The organism is Flavobacterium sp. GNP002 (assembly GCF_054343795.1).
The window spans coordinates 232,586-249,106 of record NZ_JBTGUW010000001.1 but is presented as its reverse complement, the minus strand read 5'-3'; the positions used below and the strand labels follow the sequence as shown (position 1 = coordinate 249,106).

The 16,521-nt window shown below is 33.5% G+C and carries 20 protein-coding genes; 1 reads left to right on the top strand and 19 read right to left on the bottom strand.

What is annotated here, in order from left to right; genetic code table 11:
• Window positions 1-11 precede the first annotated feature (11 nt).
• From ACXX80_RS01165 to ACXX80_RS01095, 15 genes are all read right to left on the bottom strand, one after another.
• Window positions 12-1,070, bottom strand: coding sequence for an alpha/beta hydrolase (locus tag ACXX80_RS01165; protein WP_458551656.1), 1,059 nt, complete (start codon window positions 1,068-1,070; stop codon window positions 12-14).
• A gap of 1 nt (window position 1,071) precedes the next feature.
• A complete protein-coding gene (locus ACXX80_RS01160) occupies window positions 1,072-1,488 on the bottom strand; it encodes a (R)-mandelonitrile lyase (protein WP_315206940.1) in 417 nt (138 codons plus the stop codon).
• 78 nt (window positions 1,489-1,566) lie between these two features.
• Window positions 1,567-2,175 (bottom strand): sugar O-acetyltransferase, encoded by a 609-nt coding sequence (locus tag ACXX80_RS01155; protein WP_315206937.1) that lies wholly within the window; start codon window positions 2,173-2,175, stop codon window positions 1,567-1,569.
• 85 nt (window positions 2,176-2,260) lie between these two features.
• Window positions 2,261-3,139 carry a helix-turn-helix domain-containing protein gene (locus tag ACXX80_RS01150; protein WP_458551655.1) on the bottom strand — a complete coding sequence of 293 codons (879 nt, stop codon included), beginning with the start codon at window positions 3,137-3,139 and terminating at the stop codon, window positions 2,261-2,263.
• A 407-nt stretch (window positions 3,140-3,546) separates the two neighbouring features.
• Entirely contained in the window at window positions 3,547-3,732 is a 186-nt protein-coding gene (locus ACXX80_RS01145) for a GNAT family N-acetyltransferase (RefSeq protein WP_458554065.1), read from the bottom strand.
• A 26-nt stretch (window positions 3,733-3,758) separates the two neighbouring features.
• Window positions 3,759-4,064 (bottom strand): GNAT family N-acetyltransferase, encoded by a 306-nt coding sequence (locus ACXX80_RS01140; RefSeq protein ID WP_458551654.1) that lies wholly within the window; start codon window positions 4,062-4,064, stop codon window positions 3,759-3,761.
• 202 nt (window positions 4,065-4,266) lie between these two features.
• Window positions 4,267-4,746 (bottom strand): hypothetical protein, encoded by a 480-nt coding sequence (locus ACXX80_RS01135; protein WP_458551653.1) that lies wholly within the window; start codon window positions 4,744-4,746, stop codon window positions 4,267-4,269.
• Between the two features lie 179 nt (window positions 4,747-4,925).
• Complete coding sequence (locus tag ACXX80_RS01130; protein ID WP_458551652.1) at window positions 4,926-6,017, bottom strand: ligand-binding sensor domain-containing protein; 1,092 nt, start codon at window positions 6,015-6,017, stop codon at window positions 4,926-4,928.
• Window positions 6,018-6,208: 191 nt separating this feature from the next.
• Complete coding sequence (locus ACXX80_RS01125; protein ID WP_458551651.1) at window positions 6,209-6,982, bottom strand: hypothetical protein; 774 nt, start codon at window positions 6,980-6,982, stop codon at window positions 6,209-6,211.
• 188 nt (window positions 6,983-7,170) lie between these two features.
• Window positions 7,171-8,106: a WD40 repeat domain-containing protein gene (locus tag ACXX80_RS01120; protein ID WP_458551650.1), complete on the bottom strand. Its 936-nt coding sequence runs from the start codon at window positions 8,104-8,106 to the stop codon at window positions 7,171-7,173.
• Window positions 8,107-8,282: 176 nt separating this feature from the next.
• The gene (locus tag ACXX80_RS01115; protein ID WP_458551649.1) at window positions 8,283-8,747 is read right to left on the bottom strand and encodes a hypothetical protein; all 465 of its coding nucleotides are present in this window, start codon (window positions 8,745-8,747) and stop codon (window positions 8,283-8,285) included.
• 190 nt (window positions 8,748-8,937) lie between these two features.
• A complete protein-coding gene (locus ACXX80_RS01110) occupies window positions 8,938-9,342 on the bottom strand; it encodes a DUF1801 domain-containing protein (RefSeq protein WP_458551648.1) in 405 nt (134 codons plus the stop codon).
• The gene (locus tag ACXX80_RS01105; RefSeq protein ID WP_458551647.1) at window positions 9,339-9,557 is read right to left on the bottom strand and encodes a DUF4287 domain-containing protein; all 219 of its coding nucleotides are present in this window, start codon (window positions 9,555-9,557) and stop codon (window positions 9,339-9,341) included. The genes ACXX80_RS01110 and ACXX80_RS01105 overlap by 4 nt, the downstream gene beginning before the upstream one ends.
• A 6-nt stretch (window positions 9,558-9,563) precedes the next feature.
• The gene (locus tag ACXX80_RS01100) at window positions 9,564-9,935 is read right to left on the bottom strand and encodes a DoxX family protein (RefSeq protein ID WP_458551646.1); all 372 of its coding nucleotides are present in this window, start codon (window positions 9,933-9,935) and stop codon (window positions 9,564-9,566) included.
• Window positions 9,936-10,115: 180 nt separating this feature from the next.
• Window positions 10,116-11,033 (bottom strand): alpha/beta hydrolase family protein, encoded by a 918-nt coding sequence (locus ACXX80_RS01095; protein WP_458551645.1) that lies wholly within the window; start codon window positions 11,031-11,033, stop codon window positions 10,116-10,118.
• A 591-nt stretch (window positions 11,034-11,624) separates the two neighbouring features.
• Between ACXX80_RS01095 and ACXX80_RS01090 the strand changes: the two genes are divergently transcribed.
• Window positions 11,625-12,065, top strand: a complete 441-nt coding sequence (locus ACXX80_RS01090; protein ID WP_458551644.1) for a hypothetical protein — start codon at window positions 11,625-11,627, stop codon at window positions 12,063-12,065.
• A gap of 139 nt (window positions 12,066-12,204) precedes the next feature.
• On the opposite strand, the gene ACXX80_RS01085 is transcribed toward ACXX80_RS01090, so the two are convergent.
• The 4 genes from ACXX80_RS01085 to ACXX80_RS01070 form a co-directional block, all read right to left on the bottom strand.
• A complete protein-coding gene (locus tag ACXX80_RS01085) occupies window positions 12,205-13,446 on the bottom strand; it encodes a peptidylprolyl isomerase (RefSeq protein ID WP_458551643.1) in 1,242 nt (413 codons plus the stop codon).
• A 35-nt stretch (window positions 13,447-13,481) separates the two neighbouring features.
• Window positions 13,482-14,609 carry a peptidylprolyl isomerase gene (locus ACXX80_RS01080; protein WP_458551642.1) on the bottom strand — a complete coding sequence of 376 codons (1,128 nt, stop codon included), beginning with the start codon at window positions 14,607-14,609 and terminating at the stop codon, window positions 13,482-13,484.
• Window positions 14,610-14,732: 123 nt separating this feature from the next.
• Window positions 14,733-15,386 (bottom strand): gliding motility-associated peptidyl-prolyl isomerase GldI, encoded by a 654-nt coding sequence (gldI, locus tag ACXX80_RS01075; RefSeq protein ID WP_458551641.1) that lies wholly within the window; start codon window positions 15,384-15,386, stop codon window positions 14,733-14,735.
• A 3-nt stretch (window positions 15,387-15,389) separates the two neighbouring features.
• On the bottom strand, window positions 15,390-16,394 hold the full coding sequence (locus ACXX80_RS01070; RefSeq protein ID WP_315206887.1) for a DHH family phosphoesterase: 1,005 nt from the start codon (window positions 16,392-16,394) through the stop codon (window positions 15,390-15,392).
• Window positions 16,395-16,521 lie beyond the last annotated feature (127 nt).

Sequence of the window (16,521 nt, the reverse complement as noted above, 5' to 3'; positions counted from 1 at the left end):
GACTAAAAAAATTATTTTAAATACTGTTTGAAAAACGTTTCCAATTTATCAAAAGGAATTATGTCAACTTTGTCATAAAAATCGACGTGAACACCATTTGGAATAATTAGTATTTCTTTAGGTTCGGAAGCACTCTTGTAAATATCTTCACTGAAATATCTTGAATGCGCATTTTCTCCTACGATTAAAAGCATAGGCCTTGGAGAGATTTCTTTCACATACATCAAGATTGGCATATTCATAAATGATAACGGATTTGTTATCAACCAAGCTCCATTTGAGTTCAAAGAATTCGGATGAAAACCACGAGGTGTTCTGTAATAATCAAAATATTCTTTTACAAATTGAGGTTCATCGCCTTTCAGGCTTTCAGGTAAATTACGCGGACCATCGGCAGGTTTTCCATTTCCAGCATCTTTCCAACGTTGCTGGCCCAAATCTTCCAAGGTTTTCGTACGTTGTTCGGGAGTTACGGAGTCGTTGTATCCTTTAGACATCACTCTTGTCATATCATACAAACTTGTCGTGGCAACCGCTTTTACGCGTTTGTCCATTGCAGTGGCATTCAAAGCAAAACCTCCAAATCCACAAATTCCAATAATTCCGATTTTGTTTCGGTCTATGTTTTTCTGAAGCCCTAAGAAATCTATTGCTGCACTGAAATCTTCGGTATTGATTTCAGGCGAAGCCAAGTTGCGGGGCTCGCCACCACTTTCGCCTGTGTAAGACGGGTCAAATGCAACGACTGCGAAACCTCTTTCTGTCATTTCATTAGCATACAATCCAGATGACTGTTGTTTTACCGCGCCAAATGGTCCGCTGATTGCCAATGCAGCTAATTTTTCAGTTCCAGCATTTTTTGGAAGATATAAATCTCCTGAAAGTGTTATTCCGTAACGGTTTTTGAATGTTACTTTTTCACGGGTCACTTTATCGCTGAGTTTGAATGTATACTTTTCTGTATTATTCATTTTATAAGAATTTTTGTTTGACAATTTCTGCTTTGTTTGCGCTGTTAAATGTCCTAATGACAATATGATTACAGCAACGATTAATGCGATTTTCTTCATTTTAGTTTTGATTATTTACCTCATTAAATTCCACCTCTGTTACGGGTTGCAGCCAAGTCACCTGAGTATCGTCTTTGAAATTAGTAATATTTATATGAGTCATCGAGTAGGATGCGGAAGCTCCGTGCCAATGTTCTGTGTTTTCAGGAACATTAATAACATCTCCTTTTTTTATAGGCTGTGCGGTTTTGCCTTTTTCCTGATAAAAGCCGTTACCCTCAAGTACAATTAAAACCTGTCCTTTTGGATGTGTATGCCAAACCGTTCTTGCTCCCGCTTCAAAGGTGACATTTCCTGCCGAAAAATCATTGTTCTTATCTTTGGAAACTATTGGATACAAAAATGCGTTTCCAGTAAACCATTCGTTTGGTAGCTTATCTCCTTTTGGAAAAATTTCCGTTTTGTTTTCTGTATTCATTTTTTCTATTTTTTTATTGTTACACGATAGCATTGCTATTGATGCTAATATCAATAACAAGTTTTTTTATAGTTAAATTTAAACGGATTCATACTCTATTTTTTTAATGATTTTTGCGGGAACCCCGCCAACAATAGTGTTATCCGGAACATCTTTTGAGACTACAGCTCCTGCTGCGACAATTGAATTTTCACCAATAGTTACTCCAGGAAGAATTGTTGCACCTGCTCCAATCCAAGCTTTTCTTTTTATGATAATTGGTTTTGTAATTAAAGCTTGCCTGTCGTTGGGATTGGTTGGATGATTTTCTGTAATAAGATTGACTTTCGGACCAATCAAAACTTCATCTTCAATGATTATTCCACCCATATCCAGAAATGAGCAGGCGTGATTGATGAAAACTTTTTTGCCAACTTTGATAAACTTTCCGAAGTTGACATAAAACGGAGGAAATATAGTTGTGCTATCATCAATTTCACTTCCAATAATTTCACTTAAAAAGTGCCGAACCTCTTCCGTATTGTTGCAAGAGTTCAATTGCTGTGAAAGTTTTAGCGTTCTTGTAACGACTTCGTTTATTTTAAAATATTCATTGTCTGTCGTACGTATCATTTCTCCCGATTTTAACCGTTCGAAAATGTCTTTTTTAAAAGCTTGAGGATTGGAATTATTTTGTGAATTTGACATCTTAAATTGATTTGATAACCTGTTACAAAGTTATGGCGATCTAACATTAAGCTGTTAAAGATTATCAAACCAAAAATTAAGAAATTCAAACCCCAGTCAGTCGGAATGATTTAGGATTGGTTCCTGTTATTTTTTTAAAGAAATTATTAAAATATGTTGGATATTCGAATCCTAGTGCATAGGCGATTTCAGAAATACTCCAATCTGTATGTTGTAAAAGTGCTTTTGCTTCAGTGATGATTCGTTCGGTAATGTGTGAAGTTGTGGATTTTCCGGTAACTTCTTTTACGACACGATTCAAATAATTAATATGTACGTTCAAATGTTTGGCATAATGCTGTGCCGTTTTTAATTTAAGCGGATTTTGTGTAGTTTCTATTGGAAACTGCCTTTCCAATAATTCAAGAAAAACCGAAGACAATCTGTATGATGCATTTTTATTTTGCTCGTAATTTTCAGAAGGTTCCATTTTTAAAGATTCGTGAATGATGAGACTGATGTAATTTCTAATCAGCTCATCCTTATGGGTATAATTACTTTCTTGTTCAGAAATGATTTTCTGAAAAACAGTATTGAGAAAGTCTCTTTGCTCAGTTGTAATTTTCAAAATCGGAGTTCCACCAATCTTAAAGAAAGACGATTGATGCAAACTCTCTGAGCGTTCGGAATTTTTGAAGAATTCTGCAGAAAAAAGAATCGTGTAACCTACATAAGTTGTAGAAATCGTTTCCCAAGAATACGGAATATGCGGATTGCCAAAAAAGAGAATCGTACCTTCCTGTTCAAAGGTTTTATCCGAGTAATGAATTTTACTTTCCCCAGTTGTAAGGCATATTTTATAGAAATCTTTTCTGCTGTAGGTACGCGTGTCACTGCAGTCTGCTTCAATTTGAAACGCTTTAAATCCCTGAAGTTTCAACTCACTGTTAAACTCAGAAATAACCCTTATTACCTTTTCTTTCATTTCGTAAAGTTAATAAATTCAAACTTTAAAGTCAAGCTAATAAAATGTCTTTCTGTTTATGAGTCGGACTAAGGGCTGTTTGCTGTATGTTGGCGATTGCAGGTTTTTTGCAAGGTTGGCTTTGGGATTTTCGTTTTGAGTTTTTTGCAAATTTGCTGCAATGTGCGGTGGGCACATAGGTTTTTTTGCTTTAAATGCTCTGTCTCTTAAAGGAAAACGGAATGTTGTGGTAGGGTAACATATAATGTCCTGCTGATTTGAGATGGCTGGAAATTCGTAACCTTTTATTTTCGGTGTAAAAAAAACTTGATGCGAAACGGTGATTCTACTATACTCCAGCTAGTTCAAAACCGCTGTTAGCAGTTCGGGCTTTATTTTCTAATATATTTGGATTCTATTTGTTAAAATTATTTTGCCAAAGTGAAAATAGTTATTTTGGGATTTTCCTTATTCTCTTTTATTGATTTTAAAAAATTCAATTTTAAGAGAAGTTTGGTTGATTTCTTATTCTCGTAATGTGTAAAGGCAAGTATTTTTTTAAATTTTAAAGTCAGAAACACAAAGTCGATTACTTTTTGTGCTGCTTCTTGCATTATTCCGTATCCTTGAAATTTCATCATTAGTTCATAACCAATTTCACAACTGTTTTTTCAATTGAGAAGTCAAATACGCAAATTGTACCGACAACTTGTTTTGTGTCTGTTAAGTAAATTACCCAATAATACGTTCCGCCTTTTTCAATGCTTTCATTGACTTTGTTGATAAAGTTTTTTGCATCTTCGGTTGTTTTACATAGTTGCCTGTTAAGAAACTTGCTAACTTCTGTATCCGAACGCAAATCAAAAATATCTTGATAATCGTCAATTGACAATCGTCTTAGTGTTAATCTTTCAGTTGTTAATATTGGAAATGTCTCCGTATTCATTTTTGTAATTCATTTAAATTTATTTTGTCAATTTTATGTCTCTAGAGCCTTACTGTTAATGCTTTGCATATTTTCGCAGTAGCGGTAATTTACCGCTTAGTTGTAAAGAATTGTAAATTTCCGGCTGGTTTTATTTTCCGGCTAAGGAAAATAAAACCAGACATTGCGCAAAACGGCTGTTATTGGCAGGTTATTTAAGCATTTAATTGCCCATAAATTCTTTTTCCAATTCTAAGTATTCTTTGTTTTTGTAACTCGCAAATGGTCGAAGTTTATTTATCATATAAGTCTTAACGGGAAAATTCATTCTGATACAACTACCTTGAAATTCTTCTACATTTTCTTCATCATACTTATGTCTGAATAATATATTTTTAATCTCAGGATAACCTTTTTCTATTAACGCTTTGAAAGCAAAACAACGTACAACAGGGCTTTCACATTCTGTTAAGGAAATTAATTCTTTAATGGATGTTTCTGCCACAAACTTTTTAAAACTCTTTACTGTGTCAATTCTGAGTGTCAAATAAATATTTTCTTTCCTAAATTCATAATACACTTTACCAAGCTTTTCATTTTTCAATATATTTTCGAGATTTGTTGTCGGCTTAAAAATTTCAACGTCTTTTCCGCAACTTACTATCAAAACTACAATCGATAAAATGTAGAAGTATTTATTCATAGTTTCTTCGTTATTTCGTTGGTAACTTGTGCTTAACGGGCCGCCGTTTTAAGGAGTTGGGGATTTGTAAGCTCGAAACTTTCAATTAAGCACTGAAAGCCCAAAGTATAAAACAAACTTTAAATTAAGACCTAAAACCCCAATTTTTTAAAACCGCTGTTGTGCAATCGTTTTAAATTTTACCAAGGTCCATTTCTGTTTACATTTATAAACGCATTATTTTCTAAGCGATAAGCACCTTTAAGACCGACAAACCAAATGCGTTCTTGCTTATCTTGATAAATAGTAAATGGAAATGGTTTGAATTCACCTACTTTACTTTCCATTTTTGTGAATACTTTGTTGCTGAAACTATAAATATCACGTTTGTTTGCATTAAACCAAAGTGTACCGTTTTTATCTTCTAAAATGCAACCAACTCCATCATTTTGGTTTAATAGATTTTTAGTTACATTTATAACAGTATTTCCATCATATTTAAAAAGCCCTTTCGAGGTTGAAATCCAAAAGTTTCCCTCTTTACTTTCAATTATTTGACTCACAAAATTAGATTGAAGACCTTCTTTTTCAGATATGTTTGTTAAAGTAGTTCCATCATAAATATATACTCCTCCGTTCGTTGCAAACCAAATTTTATCTTTACTGTCTTCTATAATGGAATGTATCATTTTGGTTGTACTGATTCCCGCATCTGGATTTATCTTTCCTTCAGGAATTTCAAACGGAGAAAATTTCTCTCCATCAAATGTATAAACACCTTGTGTAGTTCCAATCCAAAGGATTCCCTTTTTATCCATGGTCATGCTCCAAAGACCACCTATTTTCATTATGTCTTTTTCGTAATACATTGTAAAATAGTTACCATCAAATTTTGCAATTCCACGATCATAACCTATCCAGATATTTCCAATTTTATCTTCAATAATAACATGAACTGTTACTTTTTGACCATTGTAATCTTTTAGTACAAAATAAACAAGTCCATTCTTATCATAACGACTAAGACCAGATTGTGTTCCAAACCAAAAATTTCCTTTGCTGTCTTGAAAAACAGTTCGAATAACACCACTTATTTGGTTTCCTTGGTAATCTTTATCATGTACACTATTTCTATATTCGGGTTGCGTTTCTGCTTTTAGACTAATACTATCTTTATGAATTTTTGTAATTTTAACTGGTATTGATTCTGTAATTTGTCCTACACACGAATTAAATAAGAATGATAAAATCAGTGTAAAATAGCTTGCTTTGATTCTGTGAGATATATACATAATGATTTTTTTATTGTTATTTAAAGTTTCTCCAAAAATGACGCACAACGTCTTGGCGCTTGGCGTGGTTGGGGAATAAAGACACGAGATTTTTCGGTTAAACACAAATTTATCAAATACAAAACCAATTTCAAATTAAGCTTAATACCCAAATTGCTTGTAGCATATATTGGCGGCAGTATTTTTTTGTTTCAATGATAACTCTTATCGTTTGCAAAAGGGCTTTCGAAAATTTCCCACTCCGTCGTACTTAATGAGTTGCCATCAATATTCATAGGTGTGAATCTAACTTTATATTTTCCACGTCTATTAAATGTAAAAGCTCCAGAGCACATTCCATGTCCAACATTAAGTTTCCCATTCCATCCTTGGATGTAATATATAGTCTTTTCTTTTGTAGTAAGATTAACCATTTCTGTTTTACACCAAATTTCAGAATTTGATGTATTATTAATACCAAAGATTGCATTTGCTGAAGGCCCACAACCATAATGAACAACTTCAGTTTTCTGATACTTAATACTCAAATTGGGATTTAATAGTTCAATTGATTTTTTGTCTGTTGTTCTCCAAAAAACCTTTTCGCTCTGTTTAGTTTCAGAGTTCCATTGCATCATATCTCTTGTCTCATTCTCAGTCTGTTCAGAGTATTTTAAAAAATAAATATTGTTTGGTTCTAGTTCTTTTTCTGGTTTAAAAATGGCTTGAATTAAACTCATTTGCCCTTTTAGAATTTCTAGAAGGTTAAGTTTGATTAGTTCACCATCTTTACTTTCTAAATAAACTGTACGATTTTTAAAACTATTGATTGTTTTTTCACTTAAGGAATATCCTTGTATTATAAACATTGAATTCAAGCTTATATTTCTTTTTTCAGGAAAAAATTGCATTCCATCCATTCCGCATTCTGCACTAGCTGAATGTAATCCAATTGTAAAGAAAAAAAGTAAGAAAAATTTTTTCATAATGAGATTTAATATTTTATTTGAATTTTCTCGTTTTCGCTAAATATTGCTGCCAACGTTCTGGCACTACAGCGGGTTTGGGACTAAATTAAGCGCTATTTTCGGATTTGACAAATTATTCCAAATACAAAACCAATTTTAAATTAAGCCTAATACCCAAATTGCTTGTAGCGTGTGTTAGTAGCCGTTTATTTGGGCAGATACCAAAAGTCTATGTTATTATCTTTTGAAGAAACAATTGCGAACTGTCCATCTCTAGAAAATGTTGCAGCGGTATATTGTGTTTCAAATTTCTCTTCAAATGTCTTAATAAGTTTACCTTTAATATTCCATAGTTTGGCAGTTCCGTCTTCACTACCTGTTAAAATATACTTTCCGTCTGATGAAAACTCTGCCTGATTTATTTCTCCAGAATGTCCTTTTAAAATGACACTTGGCTTTCCGTTTAAATTCCAAATTACTGATGTTTTGTCGAAGCTTGCTGTCAGTATGTTTTTTCCGTCAGGTGAAAAACTTGCAGCACTTACTCCACTTTTATGCCTTTTTAAAATCATATATCTTTTTCCATTTATGTTCCAAATCGATGCGGTATTGTCGCAACTTGCAAGTATTATTGATTTGTTATTTGGGGAAAATGAGGCTTGATAAATTGTACATTTATGTCCTTTGAATGTTCTGATAAGTGTGCCATCTGCTGTCCATAATTTTGCAGTATTGTCACCACCACCACTTAAAATAAATTTTCCGTCGTTTGAATAAACAACGGTCTTAACATATACTTTGTCCGCAGTGACTGTTTTAACTTCAGTACCGTCTATATTCCAAATTACAAACGTACCTTCAGAACCTCCTGTAATAAAACGTTTATTGTCTGGTGAAAAAACTACATCGTTTACACTTTTCAAGTGTACATTTATTGTGTCAATAATTTTACCGTATTCATTCCACAGAAAAGCAAGATTGTCATCACTACCCGATAGAATATATTTTCCGTTCGGGGATTGATCAATTCCCAAAATTGCCTCTTTATGTCCTGTAAAACTTTTAGCAATTACACAAGATTGAGCATTTACTAAAGTGTTGATTAGAAATGTGAGAGTTAGAATAAGTATAGTTTGTTTCATAAAGTCTGTTTTTTTTAATTGCTACTACGTTTCGCGGCTTCACGAAGTGGCGAACTTCGTAACCGATTATTTTCCATTAAAGATAAAATTTCTTGCGGAAAATAAACGTGAATTTACCACAAATTTCGCCATTTCGCGAAACCGCTGTTAGCGGTTCGGCTTTTTACTTTGTAATTTCAATTTTGAATTTCAATATTTAATTGTCGTCCTTCAGTTAATGCTTTTTTATCTAAAAGATTACCAACAACAAGTCCAATAGCCATACCAATTGGTAAACCTATTCCTAAAAGTCCTATATTCCCAATGCTTAAACCAAATGCTACTCCTATTGGTAATCCAAATGCGGTAAACCCAAACAGCATCCACAAATTTCGATAATAATTTTTAGTAACAATTTTAAGTTGTTTTTCAATTTGTTTTAAAATTGAAGTTTGCTTTTGTTTAATAAATTTCGTCAGTTGAGTTTCATTCAGAGTTGAAGAATTTATTTGGTCAACACAATCATTTACTGATTTTTCAATATTTTCAGGTAATTCTCTTTTTCTTAATTCGTGTAAAAGTTCTCCAAATTGCGAATAAATTTTAACTAATTTGTTGTTAGTAAAGCTATTTTGTCTATTATTTAATTCTCTTATATTCATAATGTCTTTATTTGATTGTTTAATTTGGATATCGTTGGTTAAGCTGACCGCTAACGTTTTGGGGGCTTGGCGAAGTGGGGATTAGAAGCACAATTGTTCAGTTTAGCACAAATGCTCAATAGAATTTCTAATGTTTAATTTAGCACTTCTGCCCCCATTTTGCCAAACCCCTGTTAGCGGTTCGTTGTTTTTATTTCGTTACTTCTATCCACTCATTTATTATTTTTGTCAAGTCAGTTTTTTCTTTTTCGATTTCTTGCAAACTTTTAAAAGTTACAATTGCTCTGTCATTTTCTTTCCAAACTAACATTTTACTTTTATTAGATATTAATTTGTCTTCTGGTTGTGTCTGCTTTTTTGCTCCTCTATGAAAGATGAGTTGAACTTGTTTAGTTGGTGGTTGAACTCTCATTGTAATACGGTCTTCATTGTCAAAGCAATAGTTTGGTCCATTCCATTTTATATTTTCAGTCAAGTTTTTGTCCGCTGATAAAATGCAATTTCTTAGTTGCTCGATTTCCTTGATAAACGGATGGTTTAGTTTGTTTAAAAAGTCTGTTACTTCAATATTTAAGTTAATAGTTTCTTTCGTCATTCGGTTTTTCCTTTGAATGTTGCATAAATTGCCATTGCGTGTCCGTGTCCTAATTCAAATTCTTCTTTGAGCCAATTCGTAATTTCTGTTGCCTTAATTTTAGGATTAAGTTTTCCGTCAATGATAAATTCTTTTTCTTCAGCCATTTTTTTAAAGTCAGCAGGAGTCTTTCCTGTTTTGGCTTTTATATTTTCTATGTATGCTTGAAATGACATAAATTTTTAATTTTCGTTAGAATTTAATTTGTGATAGTAAATATATGAAATGGCTAAAATTCCGAATACAATCAATGGGAAAAATGTTTGTCCATTTAATCCGTCAACTGCTCCGTGACTAATTGTTGCAAAAATAAAGTCAAATGCAAAACCAGCATATGCCCATTCTTTAACTCGTTTTGGAACTTGTGGAATAACTAATGCCAAAACTCCTAAAATCTTAAAAACAACTAATGCGTTCCCAAAATATTCTGGATAACCCAAATGTCTAATTCCTTCTTTTGCTAATTCTGTTTGTGAAGTCAATGCTGGCATTACTCCTTCAAATAAAGCAATGATTGTTGTTGCTGTCCAAAATATTATTTTTTCTTTTTTCATTTTCTATATTTGTTTAATTTAAGAAATTTTTTCTTTCTCCGATTCTGCTTTGCAATGACCGCTAACGTTTTGGTACTGCAGCGGGTTTGGTACTAAATTAAGCCAATTCTTCGGATTTGCCACCCGAGCGATAGCGAACGGACGAAGTAAATCTGTTGCAGTAGCTGCTACCTGCTGGCTTTATTTCTGTATTAACAACCACTCAATTAATTCCTTATTGTCCACAATACTCCAAGAATGTGGATACCTTCTATTGTCAGGTTTTCTATATCCTTTATTTTGCGTAATTATCAATTCTGCTTTAGTATTTCCAAGTCTATTCAATTCGTTAATCATTGCCGAACATTCCGTAACATTCATCCCTGTGAAATCCTCTGCATTTTCTTTTAGCCACCAATTAACATCAGGTTCAGAGTAAATTCTCAAAGGAAGTTTTATTATATTCTTAATAGCTGTTTGAGTAGTGTCACTGAATGAATAAGGTGATGTTTTGTAATAATTTTTTAACGCAATTTTTGGTGACCCACCCATTTCTTTTTCTAGTCTTTCAATCATATAAACTCTTTCTTCATCAGGAATTTTGTTTACGGATAATCTAACCTCTCTTTTACTTGAATTATAATATCTTTCAAGATCAAGTGGTGGATCAATTGCAAAAATTGCTTTTGGTTTTAGTGATTCATTTTCAGCAAATTTAATTGCTGTACTTCCACCAATAGAAAAACCACCAACATAATAATCAAGGTCAGTTAATTTATGTTTTTCCCTTACGTCTATTATGATATTATTGAATGATTGTTGGCTTAAGTTATCAATACCAAATGACAAAACACCATCTTGAAAAGTTGGAATAATTGTCAAAAGCCCACTTTTAGCTGTAAGTTTAGGTAAGTCAGTTTGTTCTAAAACTCTTTCGGCCGTTTCTCCAAATCCTGGAATAATAAATATATAACCAGTCCAAGGTAGTTTTGGAGGATAAATTATTGTGTAGCAATTTTTGCTAGAATCATTTTTGTCAAGAAATACTTTTTCTATTTTCTGTCCAAATGAATTTGTCAGAATGAAGAGTGTAAAAATGGTTAATTTCAGTCTTAGCATTTTAGTTGTTTGTAGTTAAGCTTGCAGGTAACTTGTATATATGTATGACAAAATCATACAAAGCATTCCAGTTTTGGGTAGATATGTATGACAAATATCAAACTTTATTTTAATTCAAATATATAGATAGTACATTAAAAATCATCAAAAGGACTTTTAAATTGTTGAATACTTTTTGAATTTACATGACACTAGTTTAGTTATTATTACGTCTTGTTTTGCGTGAGGGATAAAAGCTGAAATCCTCCCGATTTTTCTTCGGGAGATTAAAGCGGATAGCCCGACCCGATTTTTTTAGCGGGTCACGCCCAAATTGTAAATTTTAGAATCAGTAGCAGTATTTGGTAGCATTAATTTTTAAATAAAAAGGTAGTGGACTTTGCGAAAAACTTTGCGAACTTTGCGGTCAAATAATACGAGATGAAAAGCGTATAACGCAAGTTTGAAATAAACAACTGTAGCGCTATGCAAATTACATATTGCTTAAAAAAATATAAACTAGGTATGAAATCGGCATGACAACATTTGTCGCAAACACGGATGAAGAGCTGGCGATACCATAGTCCATTAAAAAACAAATATTATCTACATATGAAAATAAATCCAAAAAACGGAATTGACAAGCTCATTTTCGGAATGAAACAAAACGATGTTACCGCTATTTACGGGAAACCAGACAGGAATTACAAGGACGAGGATGATAATGTGATTTTTGCCTACAACAAACTAAAAATGCGTTTGACGTTCTATGTGGAGGAAGAATTCAAATTGGGTTATATCGTAGCTTCGAGTCCTGAAATGGAGTTGTTTGGTAATAAAATTATCAATAAAAAAATCAGTGATGTCAAAAAAGATTTGGCAGCCAAAGGAATAACTAAATTCACACAAGAGGAATTCGACACGTTTGAAAATTATTTCAATGAGGAAAACTGGATTATTTTTCAAACGGAATTTGATGAAGTGGTGAAATTTGAGATTGGTGCTATTATCAATCAAAAAGATGAATTTGACTGGAAATTTGGAAAGAAATAATTGAAATGCCGATAACGCTGATAAAACGGATTAACACCGATTTCTATTGGTGGGCCAATACGCTTACCAAATAAATTATAAAAATAAACCCGACAGATTTTGAAGTCTGTCGGGTTTTTTATTTGTGTTTTTTTGAGAGTTATTGTTTTGGAGCTACTTGTTTTTCCAGCATTTCTAATTCGAAAACAAGTGTTGTATTAGGAGGAATAACACCACCGGCACCTCTTTCTCCATACGCCAAATTTGACGGGATAAAAACGACTGCTTTGTCTCCAAAGGACATGTTTTCTAATGCTTCGATAAATCCTGGAATCATACCGTCTTTTTTCCCTGCTTCAAAAGGGAATGCTTGGTATCCGTTTTGAGCGGCACGGTTTGCATCAAACTTTCCGTAGTTTTTACAAATGTCCTCATAACTGCTGTCAAAAAGGGTTCCATCTTCAAAATAACCAGCATAGTGGAAATAAAATGTAGTTCCGTTTGCAGGTTTTACGCCAGTTCCTTTTTGGATTATTTTGTATGCTAATCCTGTTGGAGTAGTGGTTGCTGTTGCTTTTGTAGTGGTCAAATAGGCTTTTTTTGCAGCTACTACCGGACCGTATTTTTCAGTGTACGCTTTTTTGGCTTCGGCTTCAATTGCTGCTTGTTTTGCTTTGTTTTCAGCGTTGATTGCATCCTGTTTCTTTTGGTCTTCGGATTTATTGTTGAAATAATCTGCGAACACTTTTGGGGCATCAAATTTTTTGGCTAAAACGCCTTTTCTAACAATGGTAACCTTAGTAATGACATCATTTGCAGCAATGGAATTCACCACATTCATTCCCTCAGTCACATGACCAAAAACAGTATGTTTTCCGTCTAACCATGGCGTTTCCTTGTGGGTAATGAAAAACTGGCTTCCATTAGTAGTGGGTCCGGAATTAGCCATAGAAAGGATTCCGGCTTTGTTGTGTTTTAAATCTGTAATTTCATCTTTGAACGCATAACCAGGTCCACCTGAACCATTTCCAGAAGGATCTCCACCTTGAATCATGAAGTCTTTGATGACACGGTGAAATTTTAAACCATCAAAAAACGGTTTTCCTTTTAGTTTTTCATTGGTTACAAAAGTATTTTTACCTTCAGCAAGCGCGATGAAGTTAGCTACGGTAACCGGAGTTTTTTTGTATTCTAATTCAAGCACAATATCTCCTTTGTTTGTGGAAATTGTTGCAAAAATTCCTTCGATTACTGCTGGTGCTTTTACTACTGGTTTTACAGCAGATTTTACAGCAGTTTTTACTGTTGTCACAGGTTTTTTTACCGGAACAGTTTTCTTTGTAGTTTGAGAATGCAGGTTTAACATTCCCACAAATAATAAAAACAGAATTTTAAATTTCATTTTTTAAGTATTTAAGGTCTAACTTTTTTAATCTGTTATTGTTGAGGTATTGTTTCCAATAATTCAATTTCAAAAATGATATTAGCACCTGGTGGAATTACGCCTCCAGCTCCCGCTTCACCATATCCTAATCGAGATGGAATAAAAATTACCGCTTTGTCCCCAAAAGATAATTGCTCCAATCCTTCAATGAAACCAGGAATCATGCCATCTTTTCTTCCGCTTTGGAAAGGGATGGGTTGGTACCCGTTTTGAGCAGCTCTGTTTTCATCGTATTTACCAAATGTTTTAGAAACACTTTCTACACTGGCGTCAAATAATTCTCCGTCTTCCAGAAAACCGGCGTAATGAATGAAAACATTGGTGCCATTTGCAGGTTTTTTACCACCGCCTTTCTTTGTAATTACGTATTGCAATCCTGTAGGCGTTTTAGTCGCTTTGGCTTTTAAAGTGGCAAAATAAGCGATTTTTTGTTCGCGAACTTCTTTGTATTTAGCGTCGTAAATTTTTTTGTTTTCAGCATCAATCGCCGCTTTTTTCTTTTGATTTTCAGATTCTACTGAAAAATAATCGTTGAATATTTTTACCGCATTAAACTTTTTAGCAGCTTCACCATTTCTGATGATGGTAACTTTATTGATGTAGTCGTTTTGTACAATCTTGTTGACAACATCCATCCCTTTTTCGACTACATGACCAAAAATAGTATGCTTTCCTTCTAACCAAGGTGTTGCTAGATGCGTGATGAAAAACTGGCTGCTGTTAGTTGTAGGTCCGTTATTGGCCATAGCCAAAACACCGCTTTTGTCAAATCTTAAATCTGAAAATTCGTCTTTAAATTTATACCCGGTGTCTCCAGAGCCTGTTCCTAAAGGGTCTCCCGTTTGAATCATGAATTCTGGAATTACTCTATGGAATTTTAATCCGTCAAAAAATGGTTTGCCTTTAAGGTTTTCATTGGTGACAAATTCATTTTTTCCTTCGGCTAATGTTACATAGTTGGCAACAGTTATAGGTGCTTTTTCGAAATCTAATTGTACAATAATTTCCCCTTTATTGGTTTCTATTTTTGCATATAAACCATCAGGAAGATTGTTGTGCTCTTCTTTACAAGAGTAAAAGGAAGCAATAACTAGGAATGCGAATAGGATCTTTTTTTTCATACTAATTTAATATTTGTTTTTTATTGGTATATGGTATCGCCATTCTTTTTTTATTGTTTTTGTCCCGTCCCGAAATTTCAGGATCGGGATTGAATCATGGCGATTTCATTTCTACATTTAATTTTATTGAGTTATAGTGTCATTGGGTTTTAGCACGGCTTTAGTTTCTGGTTTGGCTGCCGTAGGTATTACTTTTTGTTGGACTTCACTTTCTTTTTTATAGACTGCTTCTGATTTAAAATCACGTAAAGTTACTGTACAAATTAAAGGTTGGTTTGTCCCAATTTTTTTGTCGTCACCATGGTAGCCATATCCCATATTTGAGGGGAAAAGGAAACTTACTTTTTCGTTTTTGCGCATTAATTTAATACCGTCACGCAATCCCATCATGATGTTTTGTTTGTCTACATAATAGATTTGAGGTCTTAATTCTAATTCAGAATAGATAACAGTACCTTTTAAATCCTTTATTTCGTAGTCAAAAAAAGCAACATCACCTTTTTTAGGAGTAAGAGAATCAATATCATTTTTTGTCACATAAGTATACCAATATCCTTTTGTGGAAGCGATATATTTTACGTTAGGATTACTTTTGATTAAAGCTTCAATTTGAGTTTCTTCGTTGGCAACCAGTTTTTTATTGCGTGCAATTGATTTCTTCATAAAGCTTCCTGAAGTCTGTGAAATAGGCTTTCTGGCATCCTGATGCTGTTTACAGCTTGAAGCGAATATGGATAAAAAGAACCCAAATACGATTAACGTACTAAATTTTGACATCTATTATATTTTTAGCGTTGTTACTAAACCTTCAAATTTTCGTATCGTTTCTTCCATCGATACTTCTGATTTTCCGCCGGCAGCATTACGATGTCCTCCACCATTGAAATGGTCTCTGGCAAATTGATTGACATCAAAATCGCCTTGTGAACGAAATGAAATCTTGATGATTTTTTCTTCTTTATTTTCGATAAATATAGCAGTAAAAACGATTCCTTTTATACTTAATCCGTAGTTTACAATTCCTTCGGTATCACCTTTTACATGATCAAAAGAATTCAACTCGTCTTGAGTTAGCGTCGTGTATGCAGTTTTGTGCTCCGTTAAGACTTTCATGTTTTGAAGTGCTCTTCCTAATAATTGTAATCTTTCATAAGAGCTGTTGTCAAATAATAACGTTGGAATCTCCGTATTTTCGACACCTAAATCAATTAATTCTGCAATAATTCTATGGGTTGTTCCTGTTGTTTTTGGAAAACGAAAAGAACCTGAATCAGTAAGAATTCCGGTGTAAATACAAGTTCCTATAGTTTTATCTATGTCTTCTTTTTTTCCAAGAAATAAAATGAAGTTATAAATCATTTCACAAGTAGACCCAAACGAGGTGTCAGAATAGGTAAATGCGGCATAATCATCAGGTTTTTGATGATGATCGATCATGATAAATGGCGCTTTCAACTTGGCTAAAACATGCTCCATTTCTCCAGTTCGGTGCAAAGCATTAAAGTCTAAGGTGAAAATAAGCTCCGCTTCTTCCAGTATTTTAGTACAGTTTTCTTTGTCCTTTTCGTATACTTTTACGGTTTCTGAGCCAGGCATCCAAGCCAGAAAATCAGGAAATTCATTTGGAGAAACCACCACAGGATGATGATTGTTTTTTAATAAAAAATGATATAAGCCTAAGGTAGAGCCCATGGCATCTCCATCAGGACCTCGGTGTGGGATTATGGCAATCTTTTTTGGAGTTGATAATAACAACTGTATCGCTTGAATGTCTTGTATTTTCATAGATTGCGAAATTACATTTTTTTAATGTAATGTTGAAATCATTAACAGGAATTTCACGGATTATTAAAGACAGTATTTTTCTATTTCTATTTTCTTCAAAATGGTTTCTGGGATGAAAAGAAATTTA